The following is a 14186-nucleotide window of genomic DNA, read 5'->3' on the forward strand; positions in this document are numbered from 1 at the left end:
TCTGTTTGCTTATACCTACTATTTAAAAGCGGTTCTTCTTCTTTTGCGTTTAATGCGGTAATCATTCTGTTTGCCTACAATCACCCCGCAACACGCGACGGGTTATGCGCAAAACCTGCTAGTGCGCCGAGCCATTTTGCAAATTCTCGCAGGAGGAGTTGCAGGGTTGATGTTTCGAGTGGATGTTCGAGTGCTGGCGGGATAACCGGGTAGGGGTAGAGGGTGACGCCCGGCAGGGTGCGGCGGAGTTCTACCAGAGCGCGGCGCATGTGGTAGCCAGCCGTGACGACGGTGAGTGTGTGGACATGGTTGTCCACCACCCATGCGGCTGTCTCGCTCGCATTTTCAATAGTGGAGCGGGCCAGATAGCCGAGGGTTACGCGGTCCTTGAGGCTTTCTGGCAGGTGCGGGGGGAGCAGGTCCTGTTGGGTGGCTTGTGGGTCTACTCCGGAAATTAGCAGCTTATCACCTCGGTTTTGCATAAGCAGGCGCAGGGATGTATCCACGCGGCCTTGCCCGCCTGTGAGCGCGACGATGCCATCGGTGTGTGGCATGTTGTCCGGTGCAGGCTTCAGCGCATCATACACAAACCAGCCAAACGCCCCGCAGAGCGCCAGACTGGCCAGCAACCCCATTTTAACCCACCAGAAGATGAAGCGAGACAGGCGTGAGGGGCGATGAGGGCGATCGGCCTCGTGTCTCATGGGAGCCGTCGGAGCCAGACGCGAACCATGAACTGTGTCGTCACCCAGCCAATAAAGGCGGCCACAAACGGCAGGGCGGCGAGCCCCACCAGCATGTCACCGGGCAGAAGGTCCGGCAGGGTGCGCCAGTCCGGCATGGTTGTGCTGGCAGCTTGCAGCGTGGAGGCCGCAAACGGGGCGGCCATTCTGAACAGCAGGAGCAGCGGGGCCATGGCCAGCAGAGTGCCGAGCAGGCCGCCGCCAAGCGCCAGCCCGCCTGTGCGCCACGCAAAGCGGCCAGCAATGTAGCTGTCTGTCGCGCCCAGACCGTGCAGGATTTCAATAATATCGCGCCGGGTGGACAGGCCCGCTTTTGTGGCCAGAGCGGTGATCATGGTGGCAATGCCGCCGACTGTGGCGAGTGCTAAAGCAGCGCAGGCCAGCAGGCTTTGGGCCAGAGCCCGCAGGCGGGTGCTCCATTCCGCATTATGTTCCACCACCGTGCCGGGCACGTGCGCGTCCAGCGTCTGTTCCAGATTGGCCGGGGCTTCCTGCCCCTCGGCCAGACGCACTTCAATAACGGCAGGCAGGGGAAGGGCCGTTTTGCCAGCGTCCCCCAGCCAGGGGGTGAGTAGTCTGGCCAGTTCGTCCTGCGTCAGCCGATGGACCTGCGTGCCTGTGGGCAGGGTCGCAAGGTCCGCCAGCACGGCATCGGCGCGGGTTGGCTGGGCCGTCTTGTCGGCTTTGCTGGTTGCGGCAAGGGGCTGGTCGGGTTCGGAAACCTGAATGGTCAGCAACTGCGCGGCACCGCCTGCCCAGCGGGTGGAGAGGGTGCGGGCACCGGTGGCACCCGTCAGCGTCAGGGCGGCCAGAAAGCTCATCATGGCGACCAGAATGAACAGGCTTCTGTCCGGCAGCGCTTCTGAAAGGGAGAGACCGTCTTTACGGCCAGAAAAGGGAAGGGCCACGGCTCAGGCTCCGTCCTGCACAAGGCGACCGCGTTCCAGCACTAAGGCCGGTCGGGGCAGGCGGCGGACCAGTGCCTCATTATGGGTGGCGACAATCACGGTGGTGCCCATGCTGCTCAGCTCACTGAACATATCCAGCAGCTTGTGGGCCTGCGGTTCTTCCAGCGCGTTGGTGGGTTCATCCGCCAAAATCAGGCCGGGGCGATGCACAATGGCGCGGGCAATGGCGGTTCTCTGCTGCTCACCGCCAGACAGGCGGGAGGCGCGGACGCCGAGCCGGTCGCCCAGACCCACCCATTTCAGGATGGACTGAACTTCATCCGTAATTTCATCTTCAGGCCTGTGTTGCAGGCGCATGGGCAGCGCCACGTTATCGGCCACGGAGAGGTCCGGCATCAGCCGGAAATCCTGATGCACCATACCGATTCTTTGCCGCAGGCGGACCAGAACGGAGCGGTGTGTATGGGCGGTTACATCCTTGTCCAGCAGGCACAGCGTGCCATCGGAGGGCAGGCTTTCCACATGCAGCAGGCTGAGCAGGCTGGTCTTGCCAGCGCCAGACGGGCCAAGCAGCCAGCGGAAGCCGCCCTGAGGCACTTCAAAAGACAGGTTGGAGAGCACGGGGGTGCTGGCCTTGCGCTCCCTGCGCCATGAGACGTTGGTGAGACGAATCATGGTGAAAGCACAGTTCTGCCACTTGGCAGCAGGCAAAAAGGACGGGGGTTACGCATAGAAATAAGTGTAACGGAGGGAAGGTGGTGCTGTCGATCAGAAGCCGTAGGGGAAGCTAAAATAGCAGACCGGGGCCTCCGGTCTGGCGTGGCGTTCCGTCTGTTGTGTATAAAGACGGCTCCCGCGGCTGGTCCGACAAACCTGCCGCCAGCGTATCCCTCCGATTCGAGCCCTGAAGCCAGTCGGCAGACCAACCAGCAAGAGGTAAGAATGCCCGCTTTACGAGAACTGATGCTGACGGACAGGTTCTGGCGGTGGGCATGGATGGCCAGCGGTATAGTCGCTACGCTGGTGATCCTGTCAGTCAGTTTCTGGTGGCAGGATATTGTGCAGGTCTGGCCCGCAGCAGCCCGGCTGCATCAACCGGGCTGAGTTACCTTTTACATATTGCGCCCGGCCAGCGTGGCCAGTGTGGCCCCGGCAGCGGCCAGACCCATCAGCAGAATGCCGTCCCAGATCATGCCGCTGGCTGTCAGCGTATGGCCGGCCAGGGTGAGCTGTTCCGGAATGGCGGAGGCGACGTTGGCAATGGCGTCCCGCGCCTGCGGGTCAGCTGAGGCGCTGACGTGGGAGACGGCGCCAATCAGCACAGGCAGAGCTTTCCACGCCACGCCGGCAATCAGCAGCAGCGGGGCAAACAGCTCTGCGAGTTGCTGGATAAAATAGAAAACAAAATAGCAGATGGACCACAGGCCGGCACGGGCCAGCTTGAGCCCCAGCGGCGTAGAAGTCTGCGCGTTGGATAAAAAGGAAAGGGGCCGCTGAGCATCAGCGCGGTTGGGGGTGTGGTCCATAGGTCTGGTGTGTCCTCAGCCAGTAAAAACAGGGTGCGGCGGCGGTCAGAAACCATCAGGCACGCACAGATTGCCCGGGATTATACACAAGTGCCGCCCAAGCACACACACGCTTGCCGCAAAAGGCGGATGCTGTGGCTTTGCTGCTATAGGACTTTGTTATAACAATCATGTGGGTGTTAGCTTTTCTTGCTCAGGTAACGCATTCGCGAACAGACGGGGGTGCCGGGATCGGGTTAGATGAATTCACGCTCATGAACGCGTAGCACCTGTGGTCGTGAGGCAGGGGCATGATGTAGAAGACGGCAGCAGAAGAAAGCAGGACACCTGAAAACGTGATGGACGCTCCGGGGCAACAGGTGTGGGATGCGGAATTGAGATGACGATCCGCTCGGATAATATTTTGCTGGTGGGACTGGAGCCTGAGCGGCGTGAGGCGTTTTCTGCGCTTTTGAACCAGCGCGGCTTTCAGGTGCGGTCTGCGCTCAATGGTCGTCAGGCGTTTGAAGGGTTTGAGGACCATTTGCCGGATTTGCTGGTGGTGCCTGCCGCGCTGCCGGATATGTCCGCTGCACAACTGTGCCAGCGCCTGCGGCTGAACGCGGTGACGCGGGGCATTCCTGTTCTGGTGCTGGTGGAAACGCAGAACCCGGAGCAGGAACGCCTGATTCTGGAGCAGGGCGCGGATGCCTGCCTGAGCAGCCAGACCGAACCGGCTTTTCTGATGTTTCGGATCTGCACCCTGCTGCGGGAGCAGGAGGAAGATCCGCTCTCTCGCCCCGGGGGAACATTCCGCCAGCCCTGTGTGGCGATTGTCACGGCGCCGGGCGGTTTGTTGTGGTCATGGCGAGGGGAAGGGCGGGATACGCCGCCTGTTCTGTCAGACCTGCTGCGGCGTAATGGCGCCAGCGTCGTGCTGATTGATGACCCCGATGATTTTAACCTGACAAACTGGCCAGTTGGGAAAGACCAGCCGGATTGTCTGGTGGTGGATCTGGGGTGCCCGTTATTTGATGGGCTGGCTTTTGCCCACACCGTTGTCGCCATGCGCCGCAGAACCCGGCAGTGCATGCGTGTGCTGGGGATGGTGGATGGCGGCCAGCTGTCTGGGCAGATGGCCAGCATGGCCTTTACCGCCGGGGTGGATGATCTGGTAGATGCGGATATCGCCCCCGATCTGCTGGTGGCCCGCATTGGCAGCCTTGTGCGCCGCAAGATGGTGCAGGATGAAACCCGGCGGGAAGAAGCGCATATTGAAAGTGCGCGTGCCCGTATGGCGCTGGCAGATGCCCTGCGGCGGGTGAATGCGGATCTGGCAGCCGCTAACCGCAAGTTGATTGAGGCGCAGGCCAAGCTGGTTCAGTCCGCCAAAATGGCCTCGCTGGGGGAACTGGCGGCCGGGATTGCGCATGAGTTCAACAACCCGCTTGCGTTTGTTCTGGCGCATGAAAATACTGTCAATCGCAGCATTGCCCGCGCGCTGAACGCCGTGCGCGAAGGCGATAGTCTGACGGCCGAGCAGGCGCTGGCCAAAAGCAGTGAGCGTCTGGCTGCGTCTCTCGTCGGGCTGTCCCGTATGCGGGATCTGGTTGTCAGCCTGCGGCGGTTCTCCCGGCTCGAGGAAGGGGAGTTCAGCCGTCTGGATGTGCCGGATGCCATCAGCATGGTGCTGACCTTGCTGGCCCCTAAACTTGGGCAGAATATTCGGGTGATATGCGCTCTGGATGCGCCGCCGGATCTGTTCTGTCAGGCGGCTTTGGTCAATCAGGTTGTCATGAATATTGTCAGCAATGCCGCCGACGCCATTATGGAAAAGCAGCGTGAGCAAGAGGAAGTCGGCCTGCCTGCGGGTGAGGAAGACCGGATTGAAATCACCTCTACTCTGGAACCGGCCACCACGCATGCCGGACAGGATTACGTGATCAGGATTAGCGATACAGGACCGGGTGTGCCTCAGGATCTTCAGGAACGCGTTTTTGAACCGTTTTTTACAACAAAACCTGTAGGCTCAGGGACAGGGCTGGGACTGGCGACCGCGTATGGCGTTGTACAGGCGCATGACGGGAGTATTGTTGTGACCGATGCGCGCGAAAATGGCGGAGCCTGCTTTACATTGCGTGTGCCCTATCGGGCCGAAGAGGAGAGGCGCACTCATGCTGCCTGAACCTGACAAGCGGTCTGTTGTCCTGATTGTGGATGACGAGCCGGAGATTCTGGTCGCGCTGACGGATCTGCTGGAAGACACGTATGAGGTTCTCCCGGCATCTTCGGGTGAGCGCGGGCTTGCGCTGCTGAAGGAACGCCCTGACGTTGCCGTCATTGTGTCCGACCAGCGGATGCCGGGTATGACGGGGGACGTGTTTCTGGCGCGCGCCAGATTACTTTCCTCTGCCGGGGCCATTTTGCTGACGGGGTATGCGGATATCACGGCAGTAGAAGCGGCTCTGAACCAGGGACAGATTTCCTTTTTTGCGTACAAGCCGTGGGATGATGAAACGCTGCTCTCCATGGTTGGGCAGGCGGCGTCTCGCTATCGTTTGGAAAAAGAGCTGCAATGTGAACAGCTTTTGCTGCGTGGCCTGCTGGATAATCTGCCGTTTGGTCTGGCGTTCAAAGAGCAGTCCGGGCGTTTTATCCGCCTGAATAGCCAGATGGCGCAGCAGTTCGGGCGCAGTGTGGACGCATGCGTGGGCCATACGGAAGAAGAACTGGTGGACGCCACGCGTCTGGATAGCCTGAAGGGGGCGGAGAGAGTTCTGAACTCTTCAGGGCGAGACCAGCAGATTTTGCAACTGGCCGGGCCGGATGGTCAGGCGCGCTGGCATGATCTGACGCGCGTGCGGCTGGATGGTGCGCCGGACGGTACACCGCCTGCCGGGGCCTCTGCTCTGGAAAACTATTCCATCCTGATTGATCGGGATGTGACCGATTTGCTGGCGATGGAGCAGCGCCTGCGTCAGGCCGAAAAAATGCAGGCCATTGGCACACTGGCAGGCGGTATTGCGCACGATTTTAATAACCTGCTGACGGCTATTCTCGGCTCCCTTGAACTGGTGATGGATCTGGAGCCGCCCAAAGAGCCGGGTGTTTCCCGCCTGTTCCATAACGCGCTGGAAGCGGCGCGTCGTGGCGGTGCGCTGACGCAGAAACTTCTGGACTTCAGCCGGCCACGCCATCTGGTGTGCCAGCAGGTTGATTTGCGGAACTTGATGGCGTCCCTGCAAAGTTTCATGACGCAGGGCAAAGTGCCGGATGAAATTCAGGCCGTGCTGGGGGCTGCGGCACTCTCCTCCAGCAGCCGGATCAGCACCGTGCAGTTTGATATCCCAGCCACGCCGCTGCCGGTGGTGTGGACGGATGCCACACAGCTGGAACTGGCGGTGTTCAATCTGTGCGTCAATGCGCTGGATGCACAGCCCGAAGGCGGGGCGACCACGGTTTCCGTCCGGCAGGCAAACCGGCCTCTGGGTCTGACGGGTAGCGCCACCCACGGGGAAGCCTGGGTGGTTGTGCAGGTGATGGATCGCGGTGTGGGCATGACGGAAGAAATGCAGGCCCGCATTTTTGATCCGTTCTTTACCACCAAGGGGATCGGGCAGGGCACAGGGCTGGGCCTGTCCATGATCTACGGCTTTATCAGCCATTGCGGTGGGGAAGTGCGGGTGGAAAGCGTGCCTGGTGGCGGCACGTCCATTGAGCTCTGGCTGCCTGCCATGGTGGAAGAGCGTGCACCGGTCACGCCGGTTCGATCTGTTCGCAGCGGGCAGGTCACACCTCAGGCCTTGCCGCCGGTTCAGCACGGGGAAACCATTCTGGTGGTGGATGATGAGCCGGGTGTGCGGGCTGTTACGGCAGGCTTCCTGCGCCGGGCCGGGTATGACGTTCTGGAATCCGCCAGTGGTGCCGAGGCGCTGAGTGTAATTGGCGATAAGCCGGGGATTGCACTGGTGGTGATGGACGTCATGATGCCGGGCATGAACGGGGATGAAGTGGCTCGCCGCCTGCATGAGGTGCGGCCAGAGTTGCCCGTCCTGTTTGTAACCGGCTATGCCGACCTCGCCTTGCTGCCGGAAGGCGTGACGGTTTTGCACAAACCCTACACGCGGGATGCCTTGCTGGGGGATGTCAGGGCCATGCTGGCCGCATAACGAGCGGTTTCCTGCCCGCTGGCCTCTTGTGCTGGCGGCAGGAAAGCTTATCTCTTTCTACCATGCAAAGCTTTCAGACAGCCTCCTCCTCGCATGATCCCGTCGGATGGCACGGGACAACCATTCTCTGTGTTCGGCGCGGCCCGACTGTGGCCATGGCCGGGGACGGGCAGGTGACGCTCGGTCAGACCGTCATCAAGGGCAACGCCCGCAAGGTGCGGCGTATCGGGCCTTCTGGCTCTATTCTGGCCGGGTTTGCCGGGGCGACGGCAGATGCCTTCACTCTGCTGGAACGGCTGGAAGGCAAGCTGGAGCGCTACCCCAATCAGCTTGAACGCGCGTGTGTGGAACTGGCCAAGGACTGGCGGACAGACCGCTACCTGCGGCGGCTGGAAGCCATGATGGCAGTGGCGGATGCGGAGCATTCCTTCACGCTGACGGGGAATGGCGATGTGCTGGAACCTGAAGATGGCATTATCGCCATTGGCTCCGGCGGGAACTTTGCTCTCTCGGCAGCCCGTGCGCTGCTGACGGTCGAGGATCTGGACGCCGAGGAAATTGTGCGTCGTTCCATGAAAATTGCCGGGGATATCTGCGTTTATACCAACCACTCCGTGCGGGTGGAAACGCTGACGGCTACTCCTTCAACCGATAAGGCTTCTTCCTGATGGACGCACCGACATTTTCTCCGAGGGAAATTGTCTCGGAGCTTGATCGCTTTATTATCGGGCAGGCTGACGCCAAGCGGGCTGTGGCCATTGCGCTGCGCAACCGCTGGCGGCGTGCCCAGTTGCCGGAAGCACTGCGTGAAGAAGTGGTGCCCAAGAACATCCTGATGATTGGACCGACTGGCTGCGGTAAAACCGAGATTGCCCGCCGTCTGGCTAAACTGGCGCAGGCCCCGTTCCTGAAAGTGGAAGCCACCAAGTTTACGGAAGTAGGCTATGTGGGGCGCGATGTGGAAAGCATTGTGCGGGATCTGGTTGAAGCGTCCATCACCATGCTGCGGGAGGTCAAACGCAAGGACGTTGCCACCCGTGCCGCGCAGGCTGCGGAAGACCGGCTAGTGGATGCGCTGGTCGGTGCCAGTGCCTCGGCTGATACCAGGAACAAGTTCCGCAGCATGCTGCGGGATGGCCAGCTGGAAGATAAAGAGGTGGAGGTGGCTGTTGTGGAAGCAGCCCCGGCAGGGGGTGGTGAAATGCCGGGGATGATGCCCGGTCAGGTCATCAACTTCAGCGAGATGATGAAGACCTTCATGAACAAGACACCCCAGCAGCGCCGCCTGAAAGTGGCAGCCGCGCGGGAGTATCTGGAGCGTGAAGAAGCCGACAAGATGCTGGACAATGAAGCCCTGACGCGGGAAGCCGTGGCGCATGCGCAGGAAAACGGCATTGTCTTTCTGGATGAGATCGACAAGGTCTGTGGTCGTGCAGCCGATGGCGGTGGGCGCAGCGGCGATGTCTCGCGCGAAGGTGTGCAGCGTGACCTGCTGCCGCTGATTGAAGGCACGACGGTTTCCACCAAATATGGCGCGGTGAAAACCGACCATATTCTGTTTATTGCCTCTGGCGCGTTCCATCTGGCCAAACCGTCTGACCTGCTGCCCGAGTTGCAGGGGCGTCTGCCGATCCGCGTTGAGCTTCAGCCGCTCTCCCGTGAGGATCTGCGTCGTATTCTGACGGACCCTGAACATTCTCTGCTCAAACAGTATATCGCGCTGCTCAGCACGGAAAACGTGACGCTGACGTTCTCGGATGGTGCTGTGGAAGCACTGGCCGAACTGGCCGCCGATATCAATGATCGCGTGGAAAATATTGGTGCCCGACGTCTTGCCACGGTGCTGGAAAAGCTGCTGGAGGAAATCTCCTTCACAGCGTCTGACCGGAAAGGCGAGGTCATTCACGTCGAAGCCTCTCTGGTTCAGGAAAAAGTTGCTCCTCTGGCCCGCAAGGGCGATCTCAGCCGGTTTATTCTGTAATGAACGCACCCTTTTTACTGCCCGAAGAAGAGACCGCCGCTGAGGCGATTGAAGCGATCCGCGACGAACTCGAAGTCTTTGATGACTGGATGGAACGCTACCAGTACATCATTGAGATGGGCCGCAAGCTGCCGCCATTCCCCCCGGAATGGTGCAATGATGAGCACCGCGTTCCGGGCTGCCAGAGCCAGGTGTGGCTGGAAGCACGGGAAGAGGGCGGCAAGCTCTACTTCGCCGGTCTGTCTGATGCCGCGATTGTCTGCGGTCTGGTCGCGTTGCTCTTGCGGGTTTATTCCGGCCGCACCTGTGAGGAAATCATGGCGACAGATCCGCACTTTCTGCGCGATCTCGGGCTGGTGCAGGCGCTTTCCACCAACCGTGGTAACGGGGTGGAAGCTATGGCGCGGGCGATCCGGTCTGCTGCGGTATCTTTGAAAGTCTAAGACGGGATTTCTGGTTTTCAGATTTTTTTCTGGTTGATTGTGCCAGATAAATAGAAAGCCCTTCAGGCCCTAAACGGTCTGGAGGGCTTTTTTTTATGGGCGGATCGTTGTCTTTCACAGGCATCTTTTAAAGCGTTGCGCATAAAAAAACCGGCGGCTGAAAACAGCGCGCCGGTTTTTTTTGTAACCGTTTTATCCGTTCAGGAAAAAGCCTGCGTTAGGCTGACTTTTTCTCGGAAAGGCCTTTCAGAACATCCGCAGGGCGGATGGGCTGGTGGCGCAGGCGGACACCCACGGCATTGAACACGCCATTGGCAATAGCCGCGCCAATGGTGGTCACACCCGGTTCACCAAGGCCCATGGGCTTTTCGGTGCTGTCCACAAATTCGATATCCATTTCCGGGATGTCGGTAATGCGGAGCGGGGTGTAGGTGTTCAGGTTGCGGTCCCGCACGTTGCCGTTTTCGATTTCGGTGTTCTCAAACAGCGCCATGCTCAGGCCCCACAGAGCACCGCCTTCCGTCTGGGCCATAGCGCCATCGGGATCAACAATCGTGCCGGCATCCAGAACCAGCCAGATTTTCTGGCAGGTTACAGCGCCGGTTTTGCGGTCCACATGCACCTGCACAGCGCCTGCGGTCCAGGTCGGCATGGCGCGTTCCTGACCGAAGGTGGTGGCAATGCCAATGGCCGTGTCTTTAGGCAGCTGAACTTTGCCATAACCGCATTTTTCAACCAGACGCTTGAGCACGTTGGCCTGACGGGTGGCACCACCGACAGAGTCCGGTGCCTTACCTGCATTGCGGCCTTTGGCCGTCAGCAGGGAAAGGCGGAACTCAACCGGGTCATGCCCGAGTTCGTGGGCCAGTTCATCCAGAAACGCTTCATGCGCCCATGGCGTCCAGCCGGAGCTCACGGAACGCAGCCAGCCCGGACGGAAGGTGGCGTCTGCCAGATCGTTATCCAGCGCACGCACACGCATCGGCCCAACGTCATACCAGTGGTCAGCACCAGCAATGGCGAACTGATCGTACGGTTTGCCGTCTGCACCTTTTTCCATGAAGGCCGCAGCCATCACGCCAGTCGGCCAGCCTGCGGAGGCGTGGTGCTGCCAGCCTTTGAGGGCTTTCTGGTCATCCATAGCCACGCGCACCGTTTGGATGGACGGGGAGCGGAAGGAGTCAAACTGCATATCGTCAGAGCGGGTCAGGATCAGCTTGACCGGCTTGCCGCCGAGTTCCTTGGAAATCAGCGCGGCAGGAACAGCGTAATCCCCGTTCAGGCGTCGGCCAAAGCCACCGCCCAGCAGGTAGCTGCGCATAACAACGTCGGACTCTTTAACCTGCAGCGCCTTGGCGATAACCGGCAGGAAGAGAGACTGCCACTGGTTCCCACAATGGATTTCCCATTTACCGTCCTGCAGGCGGGCCAGAGCGTTCATGGGCTCAAGCTGATAATGCAGTACGGATGCACAGGTGTAGGTGCGTTCAAACACATGCTTGGCGGACGCGAAGGCTTCATCCACGCCGTCATCATTGAACACGCAGGAGCCGCCGGTTTTCTCGGCAATCTGCTTGCGACCGTGCTCGATAATGTCTTTTTCCGAGACATTGGCCGTCTTGCCCGGAGTCCAGGTGACCTTCAGCGCATCGGTTGCGCGGATGGCTGCCGGATAGCTGGAGGCCAGAACGGCAACCCAGCCGGGCACCGTGTCGGACGGGTCGTTCAGAACGATGTAGCGGATATAGCCTTTGATCTTTTTGGCTTCGCTATCATCAACCGAGACAACCTTCGAGCCATAGCGCGTGGGCGGCAGTTTGGGCCGCGCATACACCATGCCTTCCAGCTTGGCGTCGATCCCGTAAATGGCAGTGCCGTCGGTTTTGGACGGAATGTCCAGCGCCTTGACCTCTTTACCAATCAGGCGGCGTTCAGCTGCGGGCTTCAGCGGCAGCTTGGCCATTTCATCCGGGCTGAAGGAGCGCGTGGGGCGGGCATGGCTGACAATGTCCCCAAAGGAGACAGAGCGGTTGCCGGCAATCACGCGGCCATTGCGCGCAACGCAGTTAGCGGGGGAGGTGCCGAGCAGTTTGGCGCCTTCTTCCACGAGCACGGTGCGGGCTGCGGCACCGGCCTGACGGAAGACATCCCATGTCATCCACACAGACCATGACCCACCGGTGACCATCAGGCCCCATTTGGGGTCTGTATCCACATAGGTGATGCGGACCTTGTCCCAGTCGGCTTCCATTTCGTCCGCAATGATACGGGCGAGGGCGGTGCCGATATGCTGGCCCATTTCTGCGCGGATGATGTTGACGTTCACCACGCCATCCGGGCCAACGGAGCACCAGACAGTCGGTTCAAACGCGCCGTTGCCGGGCAGGCTGGCATTCTGCGGGTAGGTCTGCGCGGCAGAAGCCTCCCGCGCGAACCCGAACATGAACGCCGAGCCAAGGCTTGTCAGCAGCACACCACGGCGGGTCGGGCCACGCCCGGCCGCACGGTCCTGCCGGGCTGCAATGCGTTCCAGTTTACCCATTAGATTTCTCCTCACGCATGGCGGCAGCGGCTTTCTTGATAGCCTTGCGGATGCGGACATAGGTCATGCAGCGGCACAGGCTGCCGCCCATCACGCCGTCAATTTCCTCATCCGTCGGGTCCGGGTAGTCCTTCAGCAGGCTGACAGCCTGCATGATCTGGCCGGACTGACAGTAACCGCACTGCGGAACCTGAATGTCCCGCCATGCCTGCTGCACGGGGTGTTCACCCTCAGGGTGCAGCCCTTCAATCGTGGTGATCTCAGCGCCTTCTACAGAGCTGATCGGCGTGATGCAGGAGCGGGTGGCGCGGCCACCTACATGCACGGTGCAGGCACCGCACTGGCCAACACCACAGCCAAATTTTGTGCCTGTCTGGTCCAGCTCGTCACGCAGGGCCCAGAGCAGGGGGGTATCTTCTGGCACATCGACGGAAACGTCACGGCCATTGAGTTTGAACTTAATCATGAGTGGCTCCGTGTGCCGCCTTAGTGAGAAGAGTTAACGGGAGGGGTTTTAACGGTCTTGCGAATTTCCGCGGCTTTCTTCTCAAGGTCTGTCCAGGGCGGCAGCGTGGTGCGTGTGCGGCGCAGATAGGCAGCAATGCGGGCCATGTCTGCATCGGACAGAGCGTTATAGAAGCTGGGCATGGCAACACCGGACTGGCCTTCTTCAGCCGTCAGGCCGTGCAGCATGACCTGATAGAGGTTTGTCGGTTCATCCAGCCACAGCGCGTTGTTCAGAGCCAGATCCGGGCGGCCGAGGACGGGCATAGGGGCTGCATTGTAATGGCAGGCTCCACAGGCGCCCTGATACAGGCGTGCATCCGGGTCCAGCGTGTTCGGGCCGATCAGGTCCTTCTTGGACTGCTCCATGGCGCGGGCAAGAGCGGCTTTGTCATGACCCTGACGTTCCGCAGCGTGGTCCACATCCGCATAGTAATGCGCAATGGCATGCACATCATATTCCGGCACCTGCGAGAGGAAGCGGTGCGGAACGGGAGACATCGGGCCGCCAGCCGGGCCGTGCAGCGGGGCTACGCCAAAGCGCAGATACTGGTACAGCTCGTCTTCCGTCCACGTGGTCGGGGTCGGGTTCTTGTCGTTCAGCGGCGGAGCAATCCACGCATCCACAACAGCGCCGTCATACATGGAGCCCTTCTTTTCAGCACCCATCAGGTTACGCGGCGTATGGCATGCGCCACAGTGAGCGTTGCCTTCGGCCAGATACGCGCCACGGTTCCACAGCGCATCATGGCTGGGGTCGGGCTTGTAGACGCCGGGGGTGAAGAACAGCAGCTTCCATGCAGCCTGACCAATGCGGAGGCTGAGCGGGAAGGGGAGTTCATTCGGGCGGCGCGTCATATGCACGGCAGGCCGTGTCATCAGATAGGCATACAGATCAGAAATGTCCTGATCCGTCATTTTGGTGAAGTGATCGTACGGGAAAGCCGGGATCAGATGCACGCCCTTGCGGGACACGCCATAGTGCAGGGAGCGGCGCAAAGCCTCTTCCGACCATGCGCCAATGCCCATTTCCACATCGGGGGTAATGTTAGAGGAATAGATGGCCCCGAACGGGGTTTCCATCTTGTAGTCACCGGCAAGCTCAGGGCCGCCGCCGTTATCTGTGCGGGTATGGCACTCCGCGCAATAGCCTTCAGCCGCAACAATGCGCCCGCGCTCAATCTGCTCGGCAGAGAAGCTGCTGGCCGCAGGCCGCTCTATCGGGGCAATTGGCGGATACCATGCATAATACAGAAACCCGAGCCCACCCAGGACACCAGCCCCGACAGCTCCTGCTAAGAGACGTTTGATCACTCTACCCCCAATCCTGTGCATACGACAGCCAGCCGAAGCTGAAAGACTGAAAACATCCAGTCCCTCCTCTTCGGGAG

13 protein-coding genes are annotated in these 14186 nt (G+C 60.3%); 6 read left to right on the plus strand and 7 right to left on the minus strand.

The window, feature by feature from the left end; all coding sequences use genetic code 11:
* Positions 1–80: 80 nt before the first annotated feature.
* The 3 genes from ACHQGU_RS06055 to ACHQGU_RS06065 form a co-directional block, all read right to left on the minus strand.
* Positions 81–635 carry a YdcF family protein gene (locus ACHQGU_RS06055; RefSeq protein ID WP_062142083.1) on the minus strand — a complete coding sequence of 185 codons (555 nt, stop codon included), beginning with the start codon at positions 633–635 and terminating at the stop codon, positions 81–83.
* A gap of 65 nt (positions 636–700) precedes the next feature.
* On the minus strand, positions 701–1651 hold the full coding sequence (locus ACHQGU_RS06060; RefSeq protein ID WP_215753584.1) for a cell division protein FtsX: 951 nt from the start codon (positions 1649–1651) through the stop codon (positions 701–703).
* 3 nt (positions 1652–1654) lie between these two features.
* Positions 1655–2326: a cell division ATP-binding protein FtsE gene (locus ACHQGU_RS06065; RefSeq protein ID WP_062272624.1), complete on the minus strand. Its 672-nt coding sequence runs from the start codon at positions 2324–2326 to the stop codon at positions 1655–1657.
* 267 nt (positions 2327–2593) lie between these two features.
* Between ACHQGU_RS06065 and ACHQGU_RS06070 the strand changes: the two genes are divergently transcribed.
* On the plus strand, positions 2594–2755 hold the full coding sequence (locus tag ACHQGU_RS06070) for a hypothetical protein (RefSeq protein WP_156482818.1): 162 nt from the start codon (positions 2594–2596) through the stop codon (positions 2753–2755).
* 8 nt (positions 2756–2763) lie between these two features.
* Here ACHQGU_RS06070 and ACHQGU_RS06075 read toward each other — a convergent pair whose 3' ends face one another.
* On the minus strand, positions 2764–3177 hold the full coding sequence (locus ACHQGU_RS06075; protein WP_062272626.1) for a hypothetical protein: 414 nt from the start codon (positions 3175–3177) through the stop codon (positions 2764–2766).
* Positions 3178–3556: 379 nt separating this feature from the next.
* Here ACHQGU_RS06075 and ACHQGU_RS06080 point away from each other — a divergent pair, with 379 nt between their 5' ends.
* The 5 genes from ACHQGU_RS06080 (at position 3557) to ACHQGU_RS06100 (ending at position 9749) form a co-directional block, all read left to right on the plus strand.
* Positions 3557–5341: an ATP-binding protein gene (locus tag ACHQGU_RS06080; protein ID WP_395496176.1), complete on the plus strand. Its 1785-nt coding sequence runs from the start codon at positions 3557–3559 to the stop codon at positions 5339–5341.
* The gene (locus ACHQGU_RS06085; RefSeq protein WP_062142088.1) at positions 5331–7325 is read left to right on the plus strand and encodes a response regulator; all 1995 of its coding nucleotides are present in this window, start codon (positions 5331–5333) and stop codon (positions 7323–7325) included. The genes ACHQGU_RS06080 and ACHQGU_RS06085 overlap by 11 nt, the downstream gene beginning before the upstream one ends.
* Positions 7326–7387: 62 nt before the next feature.
* Positions 7388–7993 carry an ATP-dependent protease subunit HslV gene (gene hslV, locus ACHQGU_RS06090; protein WP_253553246.1) on the plus strand — a complete coding sequence of 202 codons (606 nt, stop codon included), beginning with the start codon at positions 7388–7390 and terminating at the stop codon, positions 7991–7993.
* Positions 7993–9306 carry an ATP-dependent protease ATPase subunit HslU gene (hslU, locus tag ACHQGU_RS06095; RefSeq protein WP_395496177.1) on the plus strand — a complete coding sequence of 438 codons (1314 nt, stop codon included), beginning with the start codon at positions 7993–7995 and terminating at the stop codon, positions 9304–9306. The genes hslV and hslU overlap by 1 nt, the downstream gene beginning before the upstream one ends.
* Entirely contained in the window at positions 9306–9749 is a 444-nt protein-coding gene (locus ACHQGU_RS06100; protein ID WP_395496178.1) for a SufE family protein, read from the plus strand. The genes hslU and ACHQGU_RS06100 overlap by 1 nt, the downstream gene beginning before the upstream one ends.
* 217 nt (positions 9750–9966) lie before the next feature.
* On the opposite strand, the gene ACHQGU_RS06105 is transcribed toward ACHQGU_RS06100, so the two are convergent.
* From ACHQGU_RS06105 to ACHQGU_RS06115, 3 genes are read right to left on the minus strand one after another with little or no spacing between them, the layout of a single operon-like run.
* Positions 9967–12291: a molybdopterin cofactor-binding domain-containing protein gene (locus ACHQGU_RS06105; protein ID WP_395496179.1), complete on the minus strand. Its 2325-nt coding sequence runs from the start codon at positions 12289–12291 to the stop codon at positions 9967–9969.
* The gene (locus tag ACHQGU_RS06110) at positions 12284–12757 is read right to left on the minus strand and encodes a (2Fe-2S)-binding protein (protein ID WP_062142092.1); all 474 of its coding nucleotides are present in this window, start codon (positions 12755–12757) and stop codon (positions 12284–12286) included. Before ACHQGU_RS06110 ends, ACHQGU_RS06105 begins: the two co-directional genes overlap by 8 nt.
* A 20-nt stretch (positions 12758–12777) precedes the next feature.
* Positions 12778–14109 (minus strand): cytochrome c, encoded by a 1332-nt coding sequence (locus ACHQGU_RS06115; RefSeq protein WP_062142093.1) that lies wholly within the window; start codon positions 14107–14109, stop codon positions 12778–12780.
* Between the last annotated feature and the right edge of the window lie 77 nt (positions 14110–14186).

This window comes from Acetobacter sp. KSO5, from assembly GCF_044094635.1.
In the GTDB taxonomy this organism is placed as follows: domain Bacteria; phylum Pseudomonadota; class Alphaproteobacteria; order Acetobacterales; family Acetobacteraceae; genus Acetobacter; species Acetobacter cerevisiae.

Bases quoted from the DNA above. Each gene is read 5' to 3' on its own strand.
- ACHQGU_RS06065 (WP_062272624.1), bottom strand. From the start codon at position 2,326: ATGATTCGTCTCACCAACGTCTCATGGCGCAGGGAGCGCAAGGCCAGC.
- ACHQGU_RS06080 (WP_395496176.1), top strand. From the start codon at position 3,557: ATGACGATCCGCTCGGATAATATTTTGCTGGTGGGACTGGAGCCTGAG.
- hslU (WP_395496177.1), top strand. From the start codon at position 7,993: ATGGACGCACCGACATTTTCTCCGAGGGAAATTGTCTCGGAGCTTGAT.
- ACHQGU_RS06110 (WP_062142092.1), bottom strand. From the start codon at position 12,757: ATGATTAAGTTCAAACTCAATGGCCGTGACGTTTCCGTCGATGTGCCA.
- ACHQGU_RS06075 (WP_062272626.1), bottom strand. From the start codon at position 3,177: ATGGACCACACCCCCAACCGCGCTGATGCTCAGCGGCCCCTTTCCTTT.
- ACHQGU_RS06085 (WP_062142088.1), top strand. From the start codon at position 5,331: ATGCTGCCTGAACCTGACAAGCGGTCTGTTGTCCTGATTGTGGATGAC.
- ACHQGU_RS06070 (WP_156482818.1), top strand. From the start codon at position 2,594: ATGCCCGCTTTACGAGAACTGATGCTGACGGACAGGTTCTGGCGGTGG.
- ACHQGU_RS06055 (WP_062142083.1), bottom strand. From the start codon at position 635: ATGGGGTTGCTGGCCAGTCTGGCGCTCTGCGGGGCGTTTGGCTGGTTT.
- ACHQGU_RS06105 (WP_395496179.1), bottom strand. From the start codon at position 12,291: ATGGGTAAACTGGAACGCATTGCAGCCCGGCAGGACCGTGCGGCCGGG.
- hslV (WP_253553246.1), top strand. From the start codon at position 7,388: ATGCAAAGCTTTCAGACAGCCTCCTCCTCGCATGATCCCGTCGGATGG.
- ACHQGU_RS06100 (WP_395496178.1), top strand. From the start codon at position 9,306: ATGAACGCACCCTTTTTACTGCCCGAAGAAGAGACCGCCGCTGAGGCG.